At 56.6% G+C, this 19,783-nt stretch carries 16 protein-coding genes; 4 read left to right on the forward strand and 12 right to left on the reverse strand.

From position 1 onward, the window contains the following. Window positions 1-463 precede the first annotated feature (463 nt). Window positions 464-1,117, reverse strand: a complete 654-nt coding sequence (gene rrtA / locus ACO6TI_RS29015) for a rhombosortase (protein WP_422383874.1) — start codon at window positions 1,115-1,117, stop codon at window positions 464-466. Then, on the reverse strand, window positions 1,114-3,243 hold the full coding sequence (locus ACO6TI_RS29020) for a VIT and vWA domain-containing protein (protein WP_422383875.1): 2,130 nt from the start codon (window positions 3,241-3,243) through the stop codon (window positions 1,114-1,116). Before ACO6TI_RS29020 ends, rrtA begins: the two co-directional genes overlap by 4 nt. Before the next feature lie 139 nt (window positions 3,244-3,382). On the opposite strand from ACO6TI_RS29020, the gene ACO6TI_RS29025 reads away from it, so the two are divergent. Then, window positions 3,383-4,027 (forward strand): TetR/AcrR family transcriptional regulator, encoded by a 645-nt coding sequence (locus ACO6TI_RS29025; RefSeq protein WP_422383876.1) that lies wholly within the window; start codon window positions 3,383-3,385, stop codon window positions 4,025-4,027. Window positions 4,028-4,521: 494 nt separating this feature from the next. Here the strand turns inward: ACO6TI_RS29025 and ACO6TI_RS29030 are convergent, their stop codons facing one another. The 6 genes from ACO6TI_RS29030 to ACO6TI_RS29055 form a co-directional block, all read right to left on the reverse strand. Next, window positions 4,522-5,946: a M20 family metallopeptidase gene (locus ACO6TI_RS29030; RefSeq protein WP_196878878.1), complete on the reverse strand. Its 1,425-nt coding sequence runs from the start codon at window positions 5,944-5,946 to the stop codon at window positions 4,522-4,524. A 140-nt stretch (window positions 5,947-6,086) separates the two neighbouring features. After that, entirely contained in the window at window positions 6,087-7,109 is a 1,023-nt protein-coding gene (locus tag ACO6TI_RS29035) for an ABC transporter ATP-binding protein (protein ID WP_422383877.1), read from the reverse strand. Further along, on the reverse strand, window positions 7,106-8,080 hold the full coding sequence (locus ACO6TI_RS29040; RefSeq protein ID WP_104701277.1) for an ABC transporter ATP-binding protein: 975 nt from the start codon (window positions 8,078-8,080) through the stop codon (window positions 7,106-7,108). Before ACO6TI_RS29040 ends, ACO6TI_RS29035 begins: the two co-directional genes overlap by 4 nt. Further along, entirely contained in the window at window positions 8,077-8,994 is a 918-nt protein-coding gene (locus tag ACO6TI_RS29045) for an ABC transporter permease (RefSeq protein WP_104701276.1), read from the reverse strand. The genes ACO6TI_RS29040 and ACO6TI_RS29045 overlap by 4 nt, the downstream gene beginning before the upstream one ends. Then, entirely contained in the window at window positions 8,991-9,968 is a 978-nt protein-coding gene (locus tag ACO6TI_RS29050; protein WP_104701275.1) for an ABC transporter permease, read from the reverse strand. Before ACO6TI_RS29050 ends, ACO6TI_RS29045 begins: the two co-directional genes overlap by 4 nt. Before the next feature lie 60 nt (window positions 9,969-10,028). After that, window positions 10,029-11,612, reverse strand: a complete 1,584-nt coding sequence (locus tag ACO6TI_RS29055) for an ABC transporter substrate-binding protein (protein WP_196878880.1) — start codon at window positions 11,610-11,612, stop codon at window positions 10,029-10,031. Between the two features lie 171 nt (window positions 11,613-11,783). On the opposite strand from ACO6TI_RS29055, the gene ACO6TI_RS29060 reads away from it, so the two are divergent. Continuing rightward, window positions 11,784-12,695, forward strand: a complete 912-nt coding sequence (locus ACO6TI_RS29060; RefSeq protein WP_209003437.1) for a LysR family transcriptional regulator — start codon at window positions 11,784-11,786, stop codon at window positions 12,693-12,695. Here ACO6TI_RS29060 and ACO6TI_RS29065 read toward each other — a convergent pair. Further along, window positions 12,692-14,230 carry a M81 family metallopeptidase gene (locus ACO6TI_RS29065; RefSeq protein WP_422383878.1) on the reverse strand — a complete coding sequence of 513 codons (1,539 nt, stop codon included), beginning with the start codon at window positions 14,228-14,230 and terminating at the stop codon, window positions 12,692-12,694. The genes ACO6TI_RS29060 and ACO6TI_RS29065 overlap by 4 nt on opposite strands. A gap of 49 nt (window positions 14,231-14,279) precedes the next feature. Here ACO6TI_RS29065 and ACO6TI_RS29070 point away from each other — a divergent pair, with 49 nt between their 5' ends. After that, complete coding sequence (locus ACO6TI_RS29070; protein WP_422383879.1) at window positions 14,280-15,239, forward strand: succinylglutamate desuccinylase; 960 nt, start codon at window positions 14,280-14,282, stop codon at window positions 15,237-15,239. A gap of 34 nt (window positions 15,240-15,273) precedes the next feature. Continuing rightward, window positions 15,274-16,671: a M20 family metallopeptidase gene (locus ACO6TI_RS29075; protein ID WP_422383880.1), complete on the forward strand. Its 1,398-nt coding sequence runs from the start codon at window positions 15,274-15,276 to the stop codon at window positions 16,669-16,671. 519 nt (window positions 16,672-17,190) lie between these two features. Here the strand turns inward: ACO6TI_RS29075 and ACO6TI_RS29080 are convergent. The 3 genes from ACO6TI_RS29080 to ACO6TI_RS29090 are packed head-to-tail and all read right to left on the reverse strand — an operon-like array spanning window position 17,191 to window position 19,776. Next, a complete protein-coding gene (locus tag ACO6TI_RS29080; protein WP_422383881.1) occupies window positions 17,191-18,084 on the reverse strand; it encodes an ROK family protein in 894 nt (297 codons plus the stop codon). Next, window positions 18,084-18,872: a 6-phosphogluconolactonase gene (locus ACO6TI_RS29085; protein WP_282047396.1), complete on the reverse strand. Its 789-nt coding sequence runs from the start codon at window positions 18,870-18,872 to the stop codon at window positions 18,084-18,086. Before ACO6TI_RS29085 ends, ACO6TI_RS29080 begins: the two co-directional genes overlap by 1 nt. Before the next feature lie 4 nt (window positions 18,873-18,876). After that, the gene (locus tag ACO6TI_RS29090) at window positions 18,877-19,776 is read right to left on the reverse strand and encodes an SMP-30/gluconolactonase/LRE family protein (RefSeq protein ID WP_422383882.1); all 900 of its coding nucleotides are present in this window, start codon (window positions 19,774-19,776) and stop codon (window positions 18,877-18,879) included. Between the last annotated feature and the right edge of the window lie 7 nt (window positions 19,777-19,783).

Consider the following 19,783-nt stretch of genomic DNA (forward strand, 5'->3'; position numbering starts at 1 on the left):
TTTCAGGCAGGAAGTTCAAAACAGGATGTTACCAGGGACATTGCGTGATAAGGCACACATCGCCTCCCTGGACGAGTTCCGAAAGCTGGCTCCAACCCCAGGCTGTTTTCGGGGTGTTTGACACAAATGTCCGCTTCGCGTCGTTCGTTTTCACCTCACTCCTGAAAATCACCATTTATCGTAGACACAGCAAACATCCGCGTTGGGCGCGAAGCGGTCGTTCGGAGTTTTGACAACAGATCAGGCCTGCCCTCTTGATCGCGGGATCTTCCGGTTACTCCGTGAAGCGGAGAACATCTTCGTGGACTGACGTCGACACTGATTTCGACACAAACTGGCATCACCGTGCCCGCGGATGTCAATCATCAGCGCTACTCTTCATCTCGTTGCGCAGAACAATAGCGATCCACAAAAATTCACACGGACCAGTCGGCTCTGTCAGGTCCGTGCTTCCGCGCATTTCTCAACATGCTTGACTTGGCCTGAGAGCCCCGACATCCGACCGTCTCAGTCTTGATAGCGCCTTTTCAAATAATCCGAAGACAAAAAGTAATATGCCTGCGAGGATTCCAGTGAGGTGCGCGCCGATATGCGGTGGCCATTCGAGATTGTCGGAAAGGATTGAGCCAAACAAAGCTTCATATCCAGTCTTTGCAATCAGGAGACTGAGGCCAACAAGCCATACTCGGCTGCGTGTCTCACGCCACATCGCAACCATTGTGACCACGTATAGCGTATTCAGGATTGCCGATAAGCCGCAATAGAACTGCGTCTTGGGATCACCAAGAAACAAGGCGAACGAAATCAAACTGCCGGAAAGAATGAAGCATCCCAACACGAGCCTGCGCGCACCACCGTGCGGGGAGGTTTCATAAAGAAATCCTAACGCAAACAAGGCTCCGACATTCATGAGCAAATGCTTGTGGTCCAGGTGTACGAAATGGCCAGTCGCCAGACGCCAGAATTCTCCGTTTTCAATCAGCTCCCGGTCGTAAATGAAGGCCTCGGGTTTACCACCGAAGACGGCGAAGAGAACCAGGCTTGTGGCCGCCAGGGTGATGGAAACCCATGGCAGCTTCGAGCCGCCATGGGTGAGAGAGGAGAGGATACTGGTCATCCTGCATTCCGGCGACGCATCTTGAGGCCGACGGTCAACGCAGACAATGCCAACAACAGCCCCAAGATGCCCAGCGATCCGGAGCCACCGCCACCGGTGTGGCTTGGTTGGTTCCCCTTGAACATTGGCTTGTTCGTGTCGACGCGGGTCGATTGTACCGGCTTTGCCTTCCGTTTCTGTTGAGCAGCCCGTTCAACGTCAAGACGCTTCTTGTTGGTCTGGTCAATCGCAAGTTCTTCAAACCGCGCTTCCTGAACGATCAACATCGACGTGTAGGGTGACAGAATGCCGTACTCTTTCGACGTGTCGACAATGGAGGTTTTGAGGTCCGGATCCGGGCCAAGAAGAGCCAGGGTCTCCATGTCGTGTTCAATCTGCGCATAGCCCCACAAACGTTCGATTTCAGGGTTGCTTCTGGCTGTATCGGGAAACGTGAAGCTTGTTTCATAACTGACAGGAGTACCCGATATTTCACCTGTGAGCTTGAGCGAAGCCTCGCCATTTCCCCAATAGTGACCAAACAAGACCAATTGCTCGCCGCGATAGAGCGACGGATTGTTGCGTCGCCTGATATCATTGACACGCAGGGACCCGTCTTTCTGTGTCAAATCCAGTTTCAGGCCATGAAGCGCTTGGTGCGTGACCTTTGAAGTCGCCTGCAGGAGGGTGCCAACAATGTCATCAGAATTTGAAACGTTGATGGCGAAGCCGCCTGAAGCATCTGTCATTGGTTGGAGCAAGGGGACATTTGCACTGTTACCCATGATCGCGGTGAACAGACGGACATCCTTTTGCTGCATCAGTTCGAGAAATTTTCTGGTCTCCGTAGTGCCCACATTTGCAACGCCATCAGTCACGAGAACGATGGCGCCCGTGCGGTCAGAATCAAGGGCATCGAGGCCTCTCTTCAGCCCGGCATAAAGGTCGGTGCCGCCACCGGCTTGAACGCTGCGGATATTGTTCAGCGCCTGATTGATCTGGTCGGGGGATGCCGGGGTGAAGCCGCTTGTCAGCTCAATTGTTCCGTCGTTGAAAAAGATGATCCGGAAGCGGTCCTCTGGCCTGAGCTTCCCGAGTGCTTTCGCGACGCCTTCACTCAACGTGGCGATCTTGCCTCCCATGGACCCGGACTGGTCCAAAACAAAGATCCAGTCACGCCCCTCGGTAATGGGCTGCAGATCCATGCCAGGTGTCAAAGTCAACATGAAAGTCCCGCGACCGGATGAGTCTGCCTTGTAGGGCACCAGATCGACGCGCGCCGGTTGGTTTTGCGCTTGCCGCCAATAGACGACGATGTCCTGATCCAGTGTCACGGGGTTGTGGCTTGTCGTTGCCTGGCCTTCTTCGGTGCCGATCTCATCGATGGCGCGCGCATCTTGCAAATCCGGGTCCGCGTCCTTCCCCACACTGTTCGCCAGGCCAGTGTTGTTCATATGAATGCGCCAGCTCCCATCCTGCTCCCGTGTAATTTGAGCTCCCGGGTGCTTCGGCATGCGAACGGCTTCAACCGGATAATCTGTCCGCAGGTGCAAATCAAAACTGAACGTCCCCGTCACGGTTTGCTTGGCGGTCCAGAAGGCAAGCTTTTCTTCGTCGACGCCGCCTTCCTCGAGCGGATAAAGGTATCGCCCAATGCCCGTGTCGAGTTTTGCCGGCTGGATGTAAGAGAAGCGAATATCAACATCGTTGTTGCCGCGGACCGGCCAGACACTGATGTCAAAGGTCTTGTAATCATCCTGCTCTGCAAGACCGGTGTTCCGGCCTGCCTGTTTCTCGCTTTCGTAGATTTGGCGGGCCTTTTCCTTCTCGACGACCTCGGCCGTTACCGGCTTTCCGTCAATCCAGTATGTGAACTCCGAAACAGCAGCCTTATGCGGGACCGGAAACGAATAAGTCGCTTCCATGTCGTGCATGTGCGGATTGCTGAAGGTTTGATTGACCGTGGTCATCACGTATCCGTCTTCCACCACCACGCTCACCTCGTGATTGAGAAGATCCAGCGACTGCGCTTGATCTGATGGTGTGAGCAGGCCAACTGCATTGGCCGGTGTTACAGCAGAGACGCTCAGGCAGAGCCCTGCAGCAAATGCCGTGGCGGCGCACCAGTCTCTTGAGATCTGAACCATTATGAATACTCCCATTCGCGAGGACTTGACGTGAAAAGACTGATAATTGATCAGTGCTCATTTAAATAAATTGATCGCCGTTCAATTTCAAGTTAAAATGTGAACAAAGTTCATTTTTTGATTAATCATGGAGAAATGCATGGCCCGGCGGTCCGATCACACGCGGGAAGAACTGTGGCGGCTCGCCATCGACGCATCAAGGAAGATTGTTGAAAAAGAAGGCCTTAGAGGCTTGCGCGCTCGACAGATTGCACGTGATATTGGGTATACGATTGGGACTTTGTACAATTTGTTCGAGGATCTCGACGACCTCATCATGCATATGAATGGGGAGACCCTGGATCAGCTCATGGAGGAATGTTCAAAGGTCGAACTCACGCAGAACCCGAACATGGACCTGGAACGGCTCGTGCATTGCTATCTGAGCTTCACACACGAAAACCCAAAGCTTTGGAACGCGATTTTTGAGCATAAGTTACCGGAGACCCGGCCGGTGCCCGAATGGTTCTCGGAGAAGGTTTCCGGGCTTCTCTCCACTATCGAGCGCGCGCTTGCGCCCATATTATCGGGTCGAAGCGCTGACGAAATTCATCAACATGCACGCGTTTTGTGGATGAGCCTTTTTGGAATGACAGTCCTGGAAGGTTCAGGCCGGCTGCAGGAAGGTGAAACTTCAATGACCCTGGCAAAGACATTGATCAAGACCTATGTCGACGGCCTGACAAATGGACCAAAGGTTAACTGCGGCAATTATCCAAAAGACAATGGCAAGATACCAAAGTGATTGTGCAGCGAAATGGAACCAAATATGTCCGCATGAATGGAAACAGACTGGCAAGCCGTCGGGCTCGTTTCAGTTCCATTGCAAACATTGGCGGAGCCCGTAATGAGAGTTCAACAAGTGGATTGCACCAAACGGTTCGGTAAAACGCTTCACGTATGACCACTCATGCCCTTGAGCACAGTTTATCCTGACTTCTGCTGAAAGTAAGTGCCTCTTGAGGGAATTGCCACCAGGGAGAAATGCATTTGCCTGAACCGGGCATTGTGGCGGCAACGGCCCCCTCCACCGAGCAATTCTCGTAAGCCCATGTAGATTTTATTGATTTTTTTCAAAGCCTTGACTGCAGAGCTCAATCATTATCACGCCGAAGCGAAAACAGACTGAGGACTGAGGACTGAGTATTGAGTATTGATACCGGTTATCAACCCTGGGCGGACGATTGACGAAATGCCGAAAAATGCCCGGTTTATCCGCCGCCTGAACTCTGGTTCCAGTCATTGGTTGCTCATGGCCTTGAGCGGTGGGGAAACGTTCTTCGAGATGGGGCAGTCATAGGGTTCCTTTTCAAGTTTTGAGCGATGAGTTTCGATCGCACGCTGCAGCACTTCGCTGTCCTCGAACAGGTCCACCGCCGTTCCCGCGATGATCTTTGCGGCATGGGTCATGCCCTTGTGCGCTGCCGGCGCTTTCCCTTGAGCCGTCAGTTGCCAGGTGTGGAAGGGTGTTCCAACCGCACAGGTCGCAACACGGGCCTGAACTGTCGGGACGGCCCAGCTGACATCTCCAACATCGGTCGATCCTTCACCGCCTTCGCTTTGCCGCTCAAGAGGGACCACAAAGTTGCAAAGAGCGAGTTCCGGATCCACCTCCATTCCGACCCTGCGGAACGAGACAGTGATGTTGTCCTCGCTGAGCGTCGCGCGGATTTTCTCGGCAAACGCGCGATCCATATCATCGAATTCGGGCGCGCCCAGGCGCTCCATATTGCGCTGCATCGTTTCTTCCAAGGGGCGATTGCCGATCAGGTTGGAAACGCCGCTGACCACCCGGGATTCAACTGTGGTCTCTGTCATCAGGGCTGCGCCTTCGGCAACCTTGCGCACCCGGTCGATCAGCCCGTGCAGCTCCTTCAGGTTGCCCGCACGAACAAGCTGGCGAACGGTAGCACGCGACTGGACGACGTTGGGTGCGATCCCTCCGGCATCCAGATACGCATAGTGGATCCTGGCATCGTCAGGCATGTGTTCACGCATGTAGTTGATGCCGACATTCATCAATTCGATGGCATCCAGCGCGCTGCGGCCAAGTTCGGGAGCACCGGCGGCGTGGGCAGCCCGTCCATGAAACGTGAAATCGATACGGGTGTTGGCGAGTGAACGGGCTTCGTTGACTGCCGTAAAGGTTGCCGGATGCCAGGAGATAGCAGCATCCACATCGTCAAAAAGACCTTCACGCACCATGAATGTCTTGGCCGCCCCCCCTTCCTCGGCCGGACAACCATAGTAGCGCACGCGGCCCTTGATGCCCCGTTCCGCAAGATAATCCTTCACGGAAGAGGCCGCCATCAGCGCAGCCGATCCCAGCAGATTGTGCCCGCAGCCATGCCCCGGACCACCTTGCTCGACCGGCTGCTGTTCCGCGACACCGGCAACCTGACCCAACTCCGGAAGCGCGTCGAATTCGCCGAGAATGGCAATCACGGGGCCTTCGTCACCTGCTTCTCCCACAATTGCAGTGGGAATCCCGGCGACACCTTCCGTGATCCTGAATCCTTCCTGTTCGAGCATCTTCCTGTGCTCTGCAACGGACCTGAATTCGGTATAGGCAATTTCCGGCTGGTCGAAGACACGATCGGAAAGGCCGATATAGTCGTCCCGCCGGGCATCAACAAAATCCCAGACACGATCGGTGTTTTTCATTGCTTCCTCCAGAATTTCAAAGCGTGCCGGCGCCGCCCGCGCAATGCGGTTCAGCGCCAGCTTGAGTTACTTGTCCCGGGTTCGCTGGACGGTTCGCGCAATAGGGAATGCACTATCGAACGCAAGGCTCTTTCAGTCGGTCAGGCCAATCCGGAATGCGGGGGGCATATGTCTTTCCAATAGTGGCAGGCGACCGAGTGGGTCTCGCCGAATGTTTCAAGAACAGGCTGGTCCGTGCGACAGAGAGCCTGAGCGTGCGGGCAGCGCGGATTGAAGAAGCAACCGTCCGGCGGCGACAGGGGTGACGGAATCTCGCCTTCGATCGGGGCAAAGTCACGCTTCCGCTGATCCAGCCTGGGCGCCTCCGCCAGGAGAGCCCGGGTATAGGGGTGTCTTGGCGCGCTGAAGATTTCTTCCGTTGTTGCACTTTCAACAATCCGGCCCAGATACATGATCGCGACCCGGTCCGCGATATGCTCAACCACACTGAGGTCGTGGCTGATAAAGAGGTATGTCAGACCAAACTCCTCGCGCAGATCCATGAACAGGTTGATGACCTGCGCCTGGATCGAAACATCCAGTGCCGCAATGGCTTCGTCGCAAACAAGAAACTTCGGTTTGACGGCCAGCGCCCGCGCTATGCCGATACGTTGGCGCTGCCCACCAGAGAACTGGTGTGCGTATCGCCGTTTTAACGAGGGATCCAGTCCAACCTTCCGCATGATGTCATCGACATAGTCCGACGCCTCGCTCCGGGAAACGATTCCGTGAACTTTCGGGGCTTCGCCGATGATGTCCTCCACGCGCAATCGGGGATTCAGACTGGCGAAAGGATCCTGAAAGATCATCTGGACCGCGAGCGTTGCCGCCTTCTTGTCTGCAGTCGACATCGCCGCCACATCGTTGCCCCGGTAGAGCAGCTGACCGGTACTCGGCGCATGGATACCGGCAACAACACGGCCCAGCGTGGACTTGCCGCAGCCCGACTCCCCAACCAGGCCCAGGACCTCGCCCCGATTGATCGTAAGATTGACCGCATCAACGGCGTGCACGATTTCTTCACGCACGCTGGCACCCAGTTTCCGGGCGATTTTTCCGGCAACATCCAGTCGCTTGGCAAAGCGTTTTGAGACGTCGCGGATCTCTACCAGCGGAACCGTCATTGAGCTGCCACCTGCGGCCGGGGGTGATAACAACGAAGTTCGCGGTCTGCCACATTCTCGATCGGAGGTGGGGTCCTGCAGACATCGCTTGCCGAACCGCACCGCGGAGAAAAGGCGCATCCTTCAGGCAATGCCAGCATGTTCGGCGTCATGCCCTCAATCTGGAACAGCCGTTCCCCACGGTTGTTTGCTGTCGGGACAGATCCCAGCAGGCCCACTGTATACGGGTGGAGCGGCCGGTCGATCACATCGTCTGTGAGCCCCTGTTCGACGATCCTGCCCGCGTACATCACCGAGATCCGGTCGGCGAGACCTGCCACAACGGCAAGGTCGTGCGTGATCCAGATCATCGCCGTTCCCGTTTGTCGCGTCAGTTTCTGCGCCTCGAAAATTATCTGCGCCTGAATGGTAACGTCAAGGGCAGTTGTCGGTTCGTCGGCGATGATCAGATCAGGTTTGTTCAGGAAGGCCGTTGCAATGGAAACACGCTGGCGCATGCCTCCCGACAGCTGGTGCGGATAGGCCCTGAGGCGCTCCTCGGGCGAGGGAATGCCGACAAGACCGAGTGCATCACGGCACCGCTCCCAGGCCTCTTTTCTGGGCACCTGTTCATGCGCAAGGATTGCCTCCATCATCTGGGTGTCGATGCGCAAAACCGGATTGAGCGTCATCATGGGATCCTGGAAGATCATCGAAATCCGGTTGCCCCGTATCGATTTCAGTTTTTCCTCGGGCGCCTTGGCAATGTCTTCACCATTGAAACGGATAGCGCCTTCCACGATCCGACCCGGCTGGTCGATCAGACCAATGATGGAAAACCCCGTAATGGATTTGCCCGATCCCGATTCACCGACAAGGCCCATGACCTCGCCCTTGTTCACGATGAAATCGACACCATCCACAGCCTTGACGACACCGGCGTGAGTGAAAAAATGCGTCTTCAGGCCGCTCACTTCCAGCACCGCGGTCATTTTTTCATCCTCGGATTGAGAACGTCGCGTAGCTGGTCGCCAACAAGATTGATCGATGCGACGGTCAGGAGCAGTGCGATGCCGGGAAAGACCGAGATCCAGTACCGTCCGGACATCATGTATTCAAAGCCGTTGGCGATCAGAACACCGAGCGACGGTTCGGTTTGCGGCAATCCGACACCGAGGAACGAGAGGGTCGCCTCGAGGGAAACGGCGTGAGCCGTCTGCACGGTTCCGACCACGATCAGGGGTGCCATGCAATTCGGCAGGATGTGCCTGAAAACAACTCTCATTCTGGAGAGGCCAAGACATTGCGCAGCTTCAACATATTCCTTGCCGCGCTCGACAAGAGCGGTCGCACGGACAGTTCTGGCATAGTAGGCCCACTGGGCGACGACAAGCGCAAGGATGATCTTGTCGACCCCTTTCCCCAGTGCGGCGACAAGCATCAGCGCAACAAGTGATGCTGGAAACGAAAGCTGAAGATCGACAACACGCATGATGACGGCTTCCGTCCTGCCACCAAGATATGCAGCGATCAGACCGACGGTCATGCCGATGAAAAGCGCGATCACGCCTGAAGCCAGACCAACGGAGATCGAAATCCGGAGGCCATAGAGGATCGCCGAGTAAAGGTCCCGTCCGGCGCCGTCCGAGCCCAACCACATGGTGTATCCGGCAAAGGCCTCGGAGCCGGGTGGCAACCGTCCGTCCAGAACATCGACCTGTGCCAGGTCATACGGGTTTTGCGGTGTAATCCACGGCGCCAGGATCGCCAGCAAAACGATGGTCACAAAAATGAAAAACGCGGTCGCCGCAATGCGGCTTTCGAAAAACTCGGCGCGAAATCGCTGAAACGGGGTTTCAACCTTTGCCGGCGCGGTACTTGCGGACTGCATCGCTGTATCGGTCATGCACCCTGATCCTGAAGACGGACCCGCGGGTCCAGGATTGAATAGAGTATGTCGACCACCAGATTGATCAGAACGAAGAACAGAACCATGATCATCAGGTAGGCAACGACGACCGGGCGGTCGAGTTGCAGGATCGCGTCGATCAGAAGCTTGCCCATTCCCGGCCAGGCGAAAATCGTTTCCGTCACGACCGAGAAGCCGATCAGGCTGCCAAATTCCAGTCCCATCACAGTGACGACCGGGATCATGATGTTCTTCATGACATGTACGAAGATAATGCGTTTTGTCGAAACACCTTTGGCACGGGCATATTTGACATAGTCCTGCCCCATTGCCTCGCGGACACCAGCCCGGGTGAGACGGATTGCAAGTGATATTTTCAAAAGCGAGAGATTGAGTGCCGGCAGAAAGATATGCCGGATGCCGTCCCACGTGGCGAGACTTGTCTGTATCCCGAACACGGTGCCCGTATCTCCGCGACCGGTGGAGGGAAGCCACCCCAGTTCGACGGCGAACAGCAATATGAGCATCAGACCGACCCAGAATGTCGGTAGCGAAAACCCGAGAATGGAGCCGGCCATGATGCCCTTCGACACCGGGTTGTCGGGATAGAGACCTGAAAACAGACCGAGTGGAATGCCAAAGACGATTGCGAGAAAGAGCGCGCTGAATGCCAGTTCCAGTGTCGCGGGCATATGATGCAGGATCAGTTTCAGTGCCGGTTGGCCGAAGACAAAACTGTCTCCCAGATTGCCCTGTGCTGCGCCTTTCAGGAACAGGAAGTACTGCTCCCATATCGGACGGTCGAGCCCGAGGCGACGGATCGCCGCTTCGATATCAGCCTGGTCCGCGTCGGGGCTCACCAGCATGTAAACCGGATCGCCGACGATGTTCACGCCGAAGAAGACGATTACCGACATGAGAAAGACGACAAGGAACGCCTGCATCAGTCGCCGGATGACGAAAACAGTCATGAGGTTTCTCGACTCAAGGAAGGACCGGGCCGCAGCAAGCAGCGGCCCGGGAGAGGGTTGCTATTCCTTCACCACACCCATGGCGAGGGTGTATTCGTCGGTCCGTGGAATGTACTTCAGACCCTTTTTCGCCGCCCATGTGTTGACCTGAAAGTGGGTCGGGATGATCGCAACGTTTTCAATGGCCATTTCCGTCGATTTCGCCAACAGGTCCTGACGCTTCTCATCATCGACAGTCCTCAGCGCTTCCTCGATCAGGGCGTCGATCTCGGCATTGGAGTGGCGGCCACGGTTCGAGGAGCCGAAACCCTTGTCCTTGTCGAAGGTATGGATAAGGGATTTCAGAGGCGAAGACGCTTCACCGGAACCTGCACCCCATCCGACCAGAATGAAGCTGAACTCCGGCAGACCGTCCGGGCTGCCGCGCGATGCGCGCCCGAAATACACGGATCTGGGCATCGTTTCGACCGCTGTCTTGATACCGACCCTGGTCAACATCTGCCCGATCGCCTCGGCGATCTTCGAATCGTTGATATAACGGTCGTTCGGACCGTGAATGGTCAGTTGGAAGCCGTCGCCATAGCCTGCTTCGGCCAGCAGAGCCTTGGCACCTTCCGGGTCATAGTCGACGGGCTGCAGAATGTCAGACACGCCGAAGAAACCTTCCGGCAACAATTGTCCGGCCGGTATGGCAACCCCTTCCATAACACGGTCTACAATCGCGTCGCGGTTGATCGCTTTCGAAATCGCCTGGCGGACGCGCTGGTCCATCAGCGGGTTCTTGATATCGCTGCCGTCATTGCCTTTGACATAGGGCGAGTTCTCGCGGAACTGGTCCATATGCAGGTAGATGACGCGATTGGAAACCCCCTGGCTGAGCTGTATGTCGTCCTTGGAGTCCAGCGTCTGGATGTCAGTCGTCGGCACACCTGCGATCATGTCAACGTCACCGGCCAACAAGGCGGCGACCCGGCTCGGGCCGGATTTGATCGGTCGGAATTCCACTTCGCTCCAGGCGGGCTTGTCCCCCCAATAGTCGTCATTGCGAACGAACGTGATGCTCTCGCCGGGCTTGTAGTTGGAAAATTTGAACGGGCCGGTGCCGACAGCTGCGGTTCCGGCATTGAAGTCTTCCGTTGCCGCACCGCAGCCGGCGCTGTCGGAGATCACCGGTATCGTCGAAATGTCATTCGCCATCAGCGGGTAAGGCGCTTCCGTGATGGCATGAACCGTATAGTCGTCGATTTTCTTGAAGGTCTTGCCCTTCAGATAGGTTCCGTATCCGGACGGAGAATTCGGAACGTCCGGCGCACGTTCCATCGTGCAGATGACGTCGTCTGCATTGAAATCGCTGCCATCATGGAACTTCACGCCTTCACGCAGCTTGAATTCCCAGGTCAGATCGTCGATCGGCTTCCAGGAGACGGCAAGACCGGGCGACAGCCGCTGCTTTTCGTCCTGGGCAATCAGCCTGTCGAACATGTGGACCGACATCGCATTGTTCGGGCCAAGATTGTGGAAATGAGGATCCATTGAAGTCGGCTCGGATGCCAGACCTATGGTCAGCTTTTCAGCATATGCCGCTCCGGTGAACAACGCCAATGCGCTTACCGTAACCGCAGCAGCGGCTGTCAGTTTTCTCATGTCTATGTAACTCCCTCGGAAGGCGCGGTGCTCTTTTCGAGCTTTTTTGCCGCACGATGGAAACGATGTTAGCTTGCAAAAAATTCATTGCCAACAGCAAAGTTAATGCAATTTTGCATAGGTCAATCCAACTTGCACGACTGACTCATTCCCCCTGGAAAACCTCGACAAATGGCACAGCACCGTCACAGATTACGAGAAATGGAAGCGCTTCGGGCCCTGGTGACAACAGGAACCACGATCGGGGCAGCACGCAGACTCGGGGTGTCACAATCCTCCATCAGCCGAGCTCTTGGACAGCTGGAGCAACGGGTCGGGCGTGCCCTTTTCCTGCGCAGTTCCGGCCGGATCGAGCCAAGCGCAGCCGCACTCAGGCTCAACGCCCAGCTGGATCCCCTGTTCGAAACGCTGGCATTGATAGAAGGCGCCGAATGGGCTTCCGCGGACGAGGAACCGCTGCGATTGATTGTCCCCCCGACACTCGCTCATAACTTCGTCATTTCAAGGGTCGCTGCTTTTCTGAAGCAGAACCCGGGAAAAAACCTGCAACTCGACATCCAGGCAACCGATGTGCTTGTTTCCGGTATTCTTGACCTTCACTACGATCTCGGTCTGACGAGTGCCATGATCCAGCGATCGGGGGTGACCCTTGTTCCCTGGCTCCGGTCTCCCGTCGTTTGCGCCATGCCGACTGGACATCCATTTGAGGAAAAAGACACCATAACGCCTGCGGATCTGGAAGGGGTGGAGCTCATTGAATTCTTGCGGAGGCTTGGCACACGGGCAATTACGGAACAGATTTTTGCCCGTGCAGGGGTTCGACCGCGCACCGTGGCCGAGACCGCGACCAACATGGCGGCGCTGGAACTGGTACGCGAGGGTCTGGGAGTGACCCTGCTCAACCCCTTCCCGGTTTTGACCGGAGGCATGCCCGGTATCTCGGTCAGGCCGTTCGACGCCCCAATTACCTACAACACCAGCTTTGTCCTGCCCTCCGGACGTCAGCCTTCCGAGCTTGCGCGACAGTTCATGGATTATGTCAAGGTTTCCACACCGCCCGATGACTATTCGGAGTTCGTTTAACCTTGTTCGATTTCGCTCCATGTGGTGTGCGGATCCAGGGGAAAGCTGGGGCGTGGAATGAATTCAAGAGGCCAGCGTTCGAGCACAGGGCTTGTCAGTCCGGCAGTGTCGATCTCGTAGACCTGTTCCGGCGAAAACCAGGCATCGAATCCGGCGCGGAAGTGGCCCCGGGACTTGACGACAACACACTGTGCTCTGCCGATGTCCAGCCCGAGCATGTGAAAGAAGATCGGATCGGCCGTCTGTGTCCTGTCCGAAATAACAACAACTTGGATGCCGCCAAGGTCCAGTGCCGCGCACGGTCCCAGGTGAAGTTGACGTCCCCTGGTCATTCCGCGCTCGCCAACGACGCTCCCATCATGAAGGGCAAGCACCTTCACCTTGGTCTCGAATGCCCGGTCCCACTTCTCCCACGTGCTGCTGCCTCCATCCCGATTGAATCTTGCCGTAAACTCGGCGCCGACACCCATCGCATGCGCTTCTGCCGCAAGGTCCGGGTCGAAAAACGACCCGTAGAGAACATTGACTGCACCACCAGCGTGCAAGGCAGTGAGCAGTTCCGTTGTTTTTCCCGAGCCGCCACCGCCTGGATTGTCGCCCGCGTCGGAGAAGATCACGGATGGCCCTCCGGATTCACAAGCAAGCGCAACCGCCTCGTCAACAGGCGTCAGGTTCCGTATGAACTTCTCGCGTATCGCCCAGGCCCGGTCCGCGATTTCCGAGGCCAGCTTGTCGGCGGCAGTCTGATCGTCGCGCGCAGTCACGACCACGCTCAATCCATTGTCCGGCGTATCGGAGAATACGAAGTTTCCGAAAACCGAAACATTCAGGATCGATCCGCTCAATTCGGCCTGTCTGCGTTGCCCGAGGTCGATCAACTCGCCGTAAGGCGCTTCGGCGGTCAGGAGGGTGACGGAGGCCGGAACGATCGGTGGCTTTTTCAGCGCGATTTTTGGTCGTTTGCCGTCGGCAAGACAACGCCTCAGGGAAAAAGCAGCTTCTTCTCCGCGCTCGATCATGTCGACATGCGGATTGGTCCGGTACCCGACGAACAGGTCACAGGCCTCAGTCATCCTTGGCGAAATGTTTCCGTGAAGATCGAGTGTGCTGACAATAATCGGGTCTGCACCAGCCGCCTCGCGCACGCGCTCCATCAGGATGCCGTCCGGATCGTGGCAATGTTCGGCGACCATTGCACCATGGTTGCAGATGTAGATCGCATCAAGCGGGCCGCTTCTTTCGAGTTGGCGAATGATGTCGCCTGCAATTTTCTCGAAGATGTCCTGCTTGACCGGTCCAGCCGGATGGCTTGCCGCCAGGGTGCATGGAACGGGTTGCCAGGGACCGGTGGCATCCATTGCACGCACAAAAGCTGCGAATTCAGTGGCAAGCGAAGGAGCAGGTGAGCGTGCCTCTTCAAGCAGGTCTTCGCCCTCCAGCCATGTCAGCGATCGAAAATCGTCTTCGCCAGCCGGGCGTGCGAAACGGTTCGATTCCAGTATCATGCCCAGCAATGCAACCTTGGGTGCTCTCACCTGATTTCCTCCAACGTCCGAATATGTACTGAAAAAGGAGCACGATCTCATGGCCGAGATCAATATTCCAAACGAATACCCGGTTGAACTTACGCCGCCCGACCTGTCGGCCTACAAGAACGGCAACACCGGCATCCCCTACGTTTGGCGGTTCGACAGCGGCAAGCCGGGACCGAATGTCATGATCAGCGCGATTGTTCACGGGAATGAACCCTGCGGGGCGATCGCTCTTGATGAATTGCTCCGACGAGACAAGAGGCCGGTTGCCGGCTCGATGACATTGGCATTCATGAATGTTGCTGCTTATGAGGCGTTCGATCCGGCAGATGCGAACGCGACCCGGTGGATCGACGACGATTTCAACAGGGTATGGGATGGGGAAGTGCTTGAAGGAGATCGTGACAGCGTGGAACTTCGCCGCGCGCGCGAGGTTCGCCCGGCCCTGGCTGACATTGACTACCTGCTGGACATCCATAGCATGCAGCATCTGGCGCCGCCGCTGATGATGTCGGGCCGGCACATCAGAGCCAAGGATCTTGCCGCCAGGATCGGCGTTCCAGAACGGGTGGTCGGAGATGCCGGTCATGCGGCAGGACGGCGTATGCGGGATTACGGAGCTTTCGATGACCCGGGCGCCAAGGCAACAGCGTTGCTGATCGAATGCGGTCAGCACTGGCAGGCCGCTGCCGGTGAACTTGCCAGGGAATCCGCTGCCCGGTTTCTGGTCACGACCGGCGCCCTTTCCGAGGAAATCCTGGAAGAGTTCTCCGAAACACCCCCGCCACAATCCAGTTTTACCGTCATCGAGGCGATCACGATCGAGGCCGAGGAATTTGTCTTTGCCGAAGCCTTTTCGGGAGGCGAGATCATTGCAAAAAAGGGAACGTTGCTCGGATACGATGGAGATGAGCCGATCGTAACTCCCGAAGATGATCTGATGCTTGTCATGCCTTCAAAACGCCTCTGGCGTGGCCAAACGGCTGTCAGGCTGGCACGCCGGGATACCTGAACTCAGTTACAAACAATCTGAAGGAAGATCAGAGATGACAACGAGAGAGGCTGCCATCGCGGCAGCGTCCAGATATTTCGACGATGGCGGGTTCCGGGATGATCTGGCCAAACGGGTCGCCGTCCGGACATCCAGCAGGGAAGAACAACACCAGGGTGAGCTGCTGCGGTACCTTGACGTCCTCAATCGCACACGCTTCGAAGCGATGGGATTTGTCGTCGAGATCCATCCCAACGGACTGCTTGAGCGCGCACCCTTCCTGATCGCCAGGCGGATTGAGAATCCGGTCCTGCCAACCCTGTTCTGTTACGGCCACGGCGACACGGTGCCGGGCGAAGAGGGGCAATGGAACGAAGAACGAGATCCCTGGACCCTGGCTGTTGCCCGGACATCGTCCGGTGAGCGCTGGTATGGCCGCGGGACGGCGGACAACAAGGCCCAGCATGCGATCAACATGGAGGCCCTGCGCCACGTCATCGAAACACGCGGCAAACTTGGCTACAACGTCACCTTCCTGATCGAGATGGCGGAGGAAATGGGCTCGCCGGGGCTCGCCGAATTCTGCCGTGAGAACAGGGACATGCTGGCGGCCGACCTGTTGATTGCGTCGGATGGGCCCCGGTTTTCAACCGATGGACCCGACATCAAGCTGGGCACTCGCGGCGGATTGAACCTCCGCTTCAGGCTGGAGTACCGCGAAGGCGCGCACCATTCGGGTAATTGGGGCGGGCTGCTGGCAAATCCCGCAATCGTGCTGATGCATGCGCTCACAACGCTTGTGAGCCGAAATGGTGAAATCCTCCATCCTGGGCTGAAGCCGGACAACATCAAGAATTCCGTGCGCGATGCGCTGGCCAGCGTCACGGTCGTGTCCGGCCAGGACGATCCTGAAATAAATCCCTGGTGGGGCGAGCCCGGGCTGAGCGGTGCGGAGAAGGTTTTCGGCTGGAACACGTTCGAGGTGCTGTCCTTCATCACCGGCGACCCGGAAAAGCCGCAAAATGCCGTTCCGGCCTTTGCCGAGGCCGTTTGCCAGATCCGCTTCGTTGTCGACACCGATCCTGACACTTTCCTGCCCCTGATCCGCAAACATCTTGAAGACGAAGGTTTCGAGGGCATTTCCGTCGAGCCGGCGCGCATGTCGATGCTGAGAGCCTCTCGTCTTGATCCGGAACATCCGGCAGTCGCCTGGGCGGCAGCATCAATCGAACAGACAACGGGTAAACCGGTCACCGTCATACCCAACGCCGGCGGTTCGTTGCCGAATGATATCTTTCTCAACATCATCGGCATGCCGACCATATGGGTGCCGCATAGCTACACCGGCTGTTCCCAGCACGCGCCGAACGAACACGTCCTGCCCCACTTGATGAAGGAAGGACTGGAGATGATGACAGGACTGTTCTGGGACCTGGGTGAGCGTTTTCCGTGAAAGGAAACTCGACCTGGAATTGCCACCAGCACCCTGACGGCAACGCGGCCGGAACCTTCGGCATGCCCCAGAATGTTTAGCTTTCGCTGAACCTCGCGTTGGCCGTTGCTCATATGCACCTGAATTGGGAGGGCAATGGGAGTTTCCCGCGAACACCGACATATCTACTGTCTGTTCGCAAAAGCGGCCAAGCTATCTGGGATCTAAAAACAGGCAGCATCAGGTGGTATTCAATCGATTGACGGCACAGCAACAGGGGATTCTCTGATCTTCCCGTCGCAACTTGGCTCACACCACCCATCAAGGAATTCGAAAAACTTCATTTGGCATAATGCCTCAAGACGTTGTCTCGAATGGTGCAAAGGCCGTTCTGCCAATTTCTTGTCCAGAGCCTGTTATTCTGCTGCCAACAATCCATTCCTTCGGTCCTTCATAGCCAGCATCAGACCCAGCCTAATGAATGGGAGGCAGCACATTGTGGCAGGCTCGATGACTTTCCTCTCTACCGGTGCACGGGGGTTATCGAAGTAGAAGTGCAGCCCCGATCGCCGCGCTGTCTTTAGGTATCGCGCTTGTGAGAATTGGCATGTGCTGACAATCCTGCGCCCAGATATGCGGGCGGGTTCTCTCGCACAACATTTTGAAAAACCGTGGATTGGTTCCCAGCCCTCCGCCAACGATCAGCGCATGAGGATCGAAAATGTTGATAAGTTGCGCCAGGTAACTGCCCAATGCACTGGTTGCCTGGTCAAGCAGTTCTTTTTGTTCCTGGGTCGCCTCTTTCAACATCAGACCGGGCGGTGTGATCTCGCTCCCGGTCCGCGCAAGACAGGTTTCGGTGAGCCCGCGACCGCTGGCCAATGCCTCAAGATTGAACCCTTCTTGAGCGCCACAGGAACTGCAGACCGCCAGGATATCACTTGAGGCAAAATGAATTGCATAGCCATTCGCCCCGCGATGAATTTTTCCATCCTGACAGAATGAGCAAGACAAACCGGAACCGACGGTTACAAACACGAAGCTTGGATACTTTTTGCCGTGGCCGATCTCTGCTTCCGCAAGTGCAACCGTACGCGCATCGCTCTCCAACCGCGCCGGGCAGATCTCGGACAACTCGGCGGCGATGTCCCGCTGATCCCAGTCGAAGTTCCAGTTGCTTTTGATAATGCCGGAATTGTTGACAAGTTCAGGAACCCCGACGCCCAGTCCGACCGGACGAGTGCCTTGTGCAATCAGGCGTTCGGTGGTTCTTGAGACCAGTGCAAGCAGCCGATCCAGCGTGTCACGCCCTCCCCGTTCCCGAAGCGTCGGAATTTCTTCCCGAAACAGGACCCGGCCGTCCTGCAGGTCAACGGCGACAATCGCGATCTTTGTTCCGCCGACATCGGCACCCATTGCGATACGCCGACTCATTACGTTGAACACCCGGCAGCAGCCTGATCAGCATAAAGAACGGGATTGTTGCATTCCCGGACGATGGTCGAAGGCCACTGTGGATCATAACCGACTGTTTGGCTTATTCTTTGATAAGCCAGCTTCTTGTCTTCACCGAACAGTATCATGGCTGCGGACCTGGAATGTCGCGCGATGGTCCCCACTCCTATCGTGACCCCGAAACCGGGCACTTCGCCAAGAGAGTTGAAATCAGGGAATGTCTTCAAGTTATCTTGCCGGGTGAGTTCTGCCAGACGAACGACCCGCGATCCGGTATCACGAGATGTCCCCGGTGGGTTGAAAGCGACATGACCATCGCTTGCTCCGGACGCCAACAGAAACATGTCGATACCGCCGGCAGCTGCAATCCTGTCGTCATATGCCGCAGCGTTTCCGGGATCGGGAAACCAGATATTGTGGGACTGAACTTGTTGTTCTTTCGGTTTTGCATTGTTCAGGACCGCAGCGATCTCCTGAAAGGCAAACCGACGGCAGCTGAAGTGACAATTTCGATCCACGTAGTCAAACGGCGGCGCAGCACCATCGACATAGTCATCCATCATCACAATGATCAGGTCTGACAGGTCAAGACCGAGTTCGTTCGTCAACTTCGCCAGCGCGGTGTAGACCGGTTTTGGGCTGCGCCCTCCCGGGCAACCCAGCAAATACGGGCGCCCTTTTGCACTCGACTTCTGAATTTCAGTCGCGATCCTGCCAGCCAGGACGTGACCGATTTCCTCGGGTGTTTCGTGAACGGAAATCCGCATTTTATTAGCCTGCAAATCGGTTGTCGGGACGCCCGTGGACACCCGGTTCAAAACTGAAAATGTTCCCAGCCTCAGGTGTGCCCTCAAGATCACTTGCGTTGAGCCCGTATCGGGCGGTCGTCACATAGATTGTGGAAAGGTCATCTCCGCCAAAGGTGCAGTTGGTGACTTGCGCCGCAGGTATCTCGACCACTCGATCAACCGTGCCGTCCGGTGCGAAGCGCACAACACAGGATCCATCCCAGCGCGCATTCCAGAGATAGCCATCAGCATCCACCGTGGAGCCATCGGGATGACCACGGTCAAACCTGGCAAAGTCGCGTCTGTTGGAGATTGCGCCGGATGACTGGTCGAAGTCATGGGCAAATATGACGCCGGTGACGGTATCGGCGAAATACATGACTGTGCCATCCGGCGACCAGCAGACCGTGTTTGAAATGGTGATGTTCTCCGCCATGGAGTGGCAGGTGAGATCAGGATCGATGCGGAGCAGAGCTCCTGACGCCGAAACGATGTTTATCTCGCTCCCGTCCGGGGCAATGTTGTTTTGCATGGTGCCAAGCCAGAAGCGTCCTGACGGATCCACTGCACCGTCGTTGCTGCGATTGAATGGTTTCAATGGCTCAGGGTCGAAAAGCCGTTTGCATTCAGATGTATCGGGGTCGAAGTGATTGAGCCCGCCATGGGACGCGATGAGGAGGCCTTCGCCGTTTTCCCGTACGGCCAATGAGGCTATCATCTCGTCCATCTCCCAGGTGTCGACCATGCCGGTGCTCGGGGCATAGCGGTAGAGTTTCGATGGCATCGGAACATCAACCCACCAAAGATATCCATCCCTTGCGTCCCATAATATCCCCTCACCCAGGGTGCAGTTACAGTCGATCAGGCTCTGTGCCGCGTCCATTGTCTGC

The organism is Roseibium album (assembly GCF_965233825.1).
Classification (GTDB): Bacteria; Pseudomonadota; Alphaproteobacteria; order Rhizobiales; family Stappiaceae; genus Roseibium; species Roseibium album.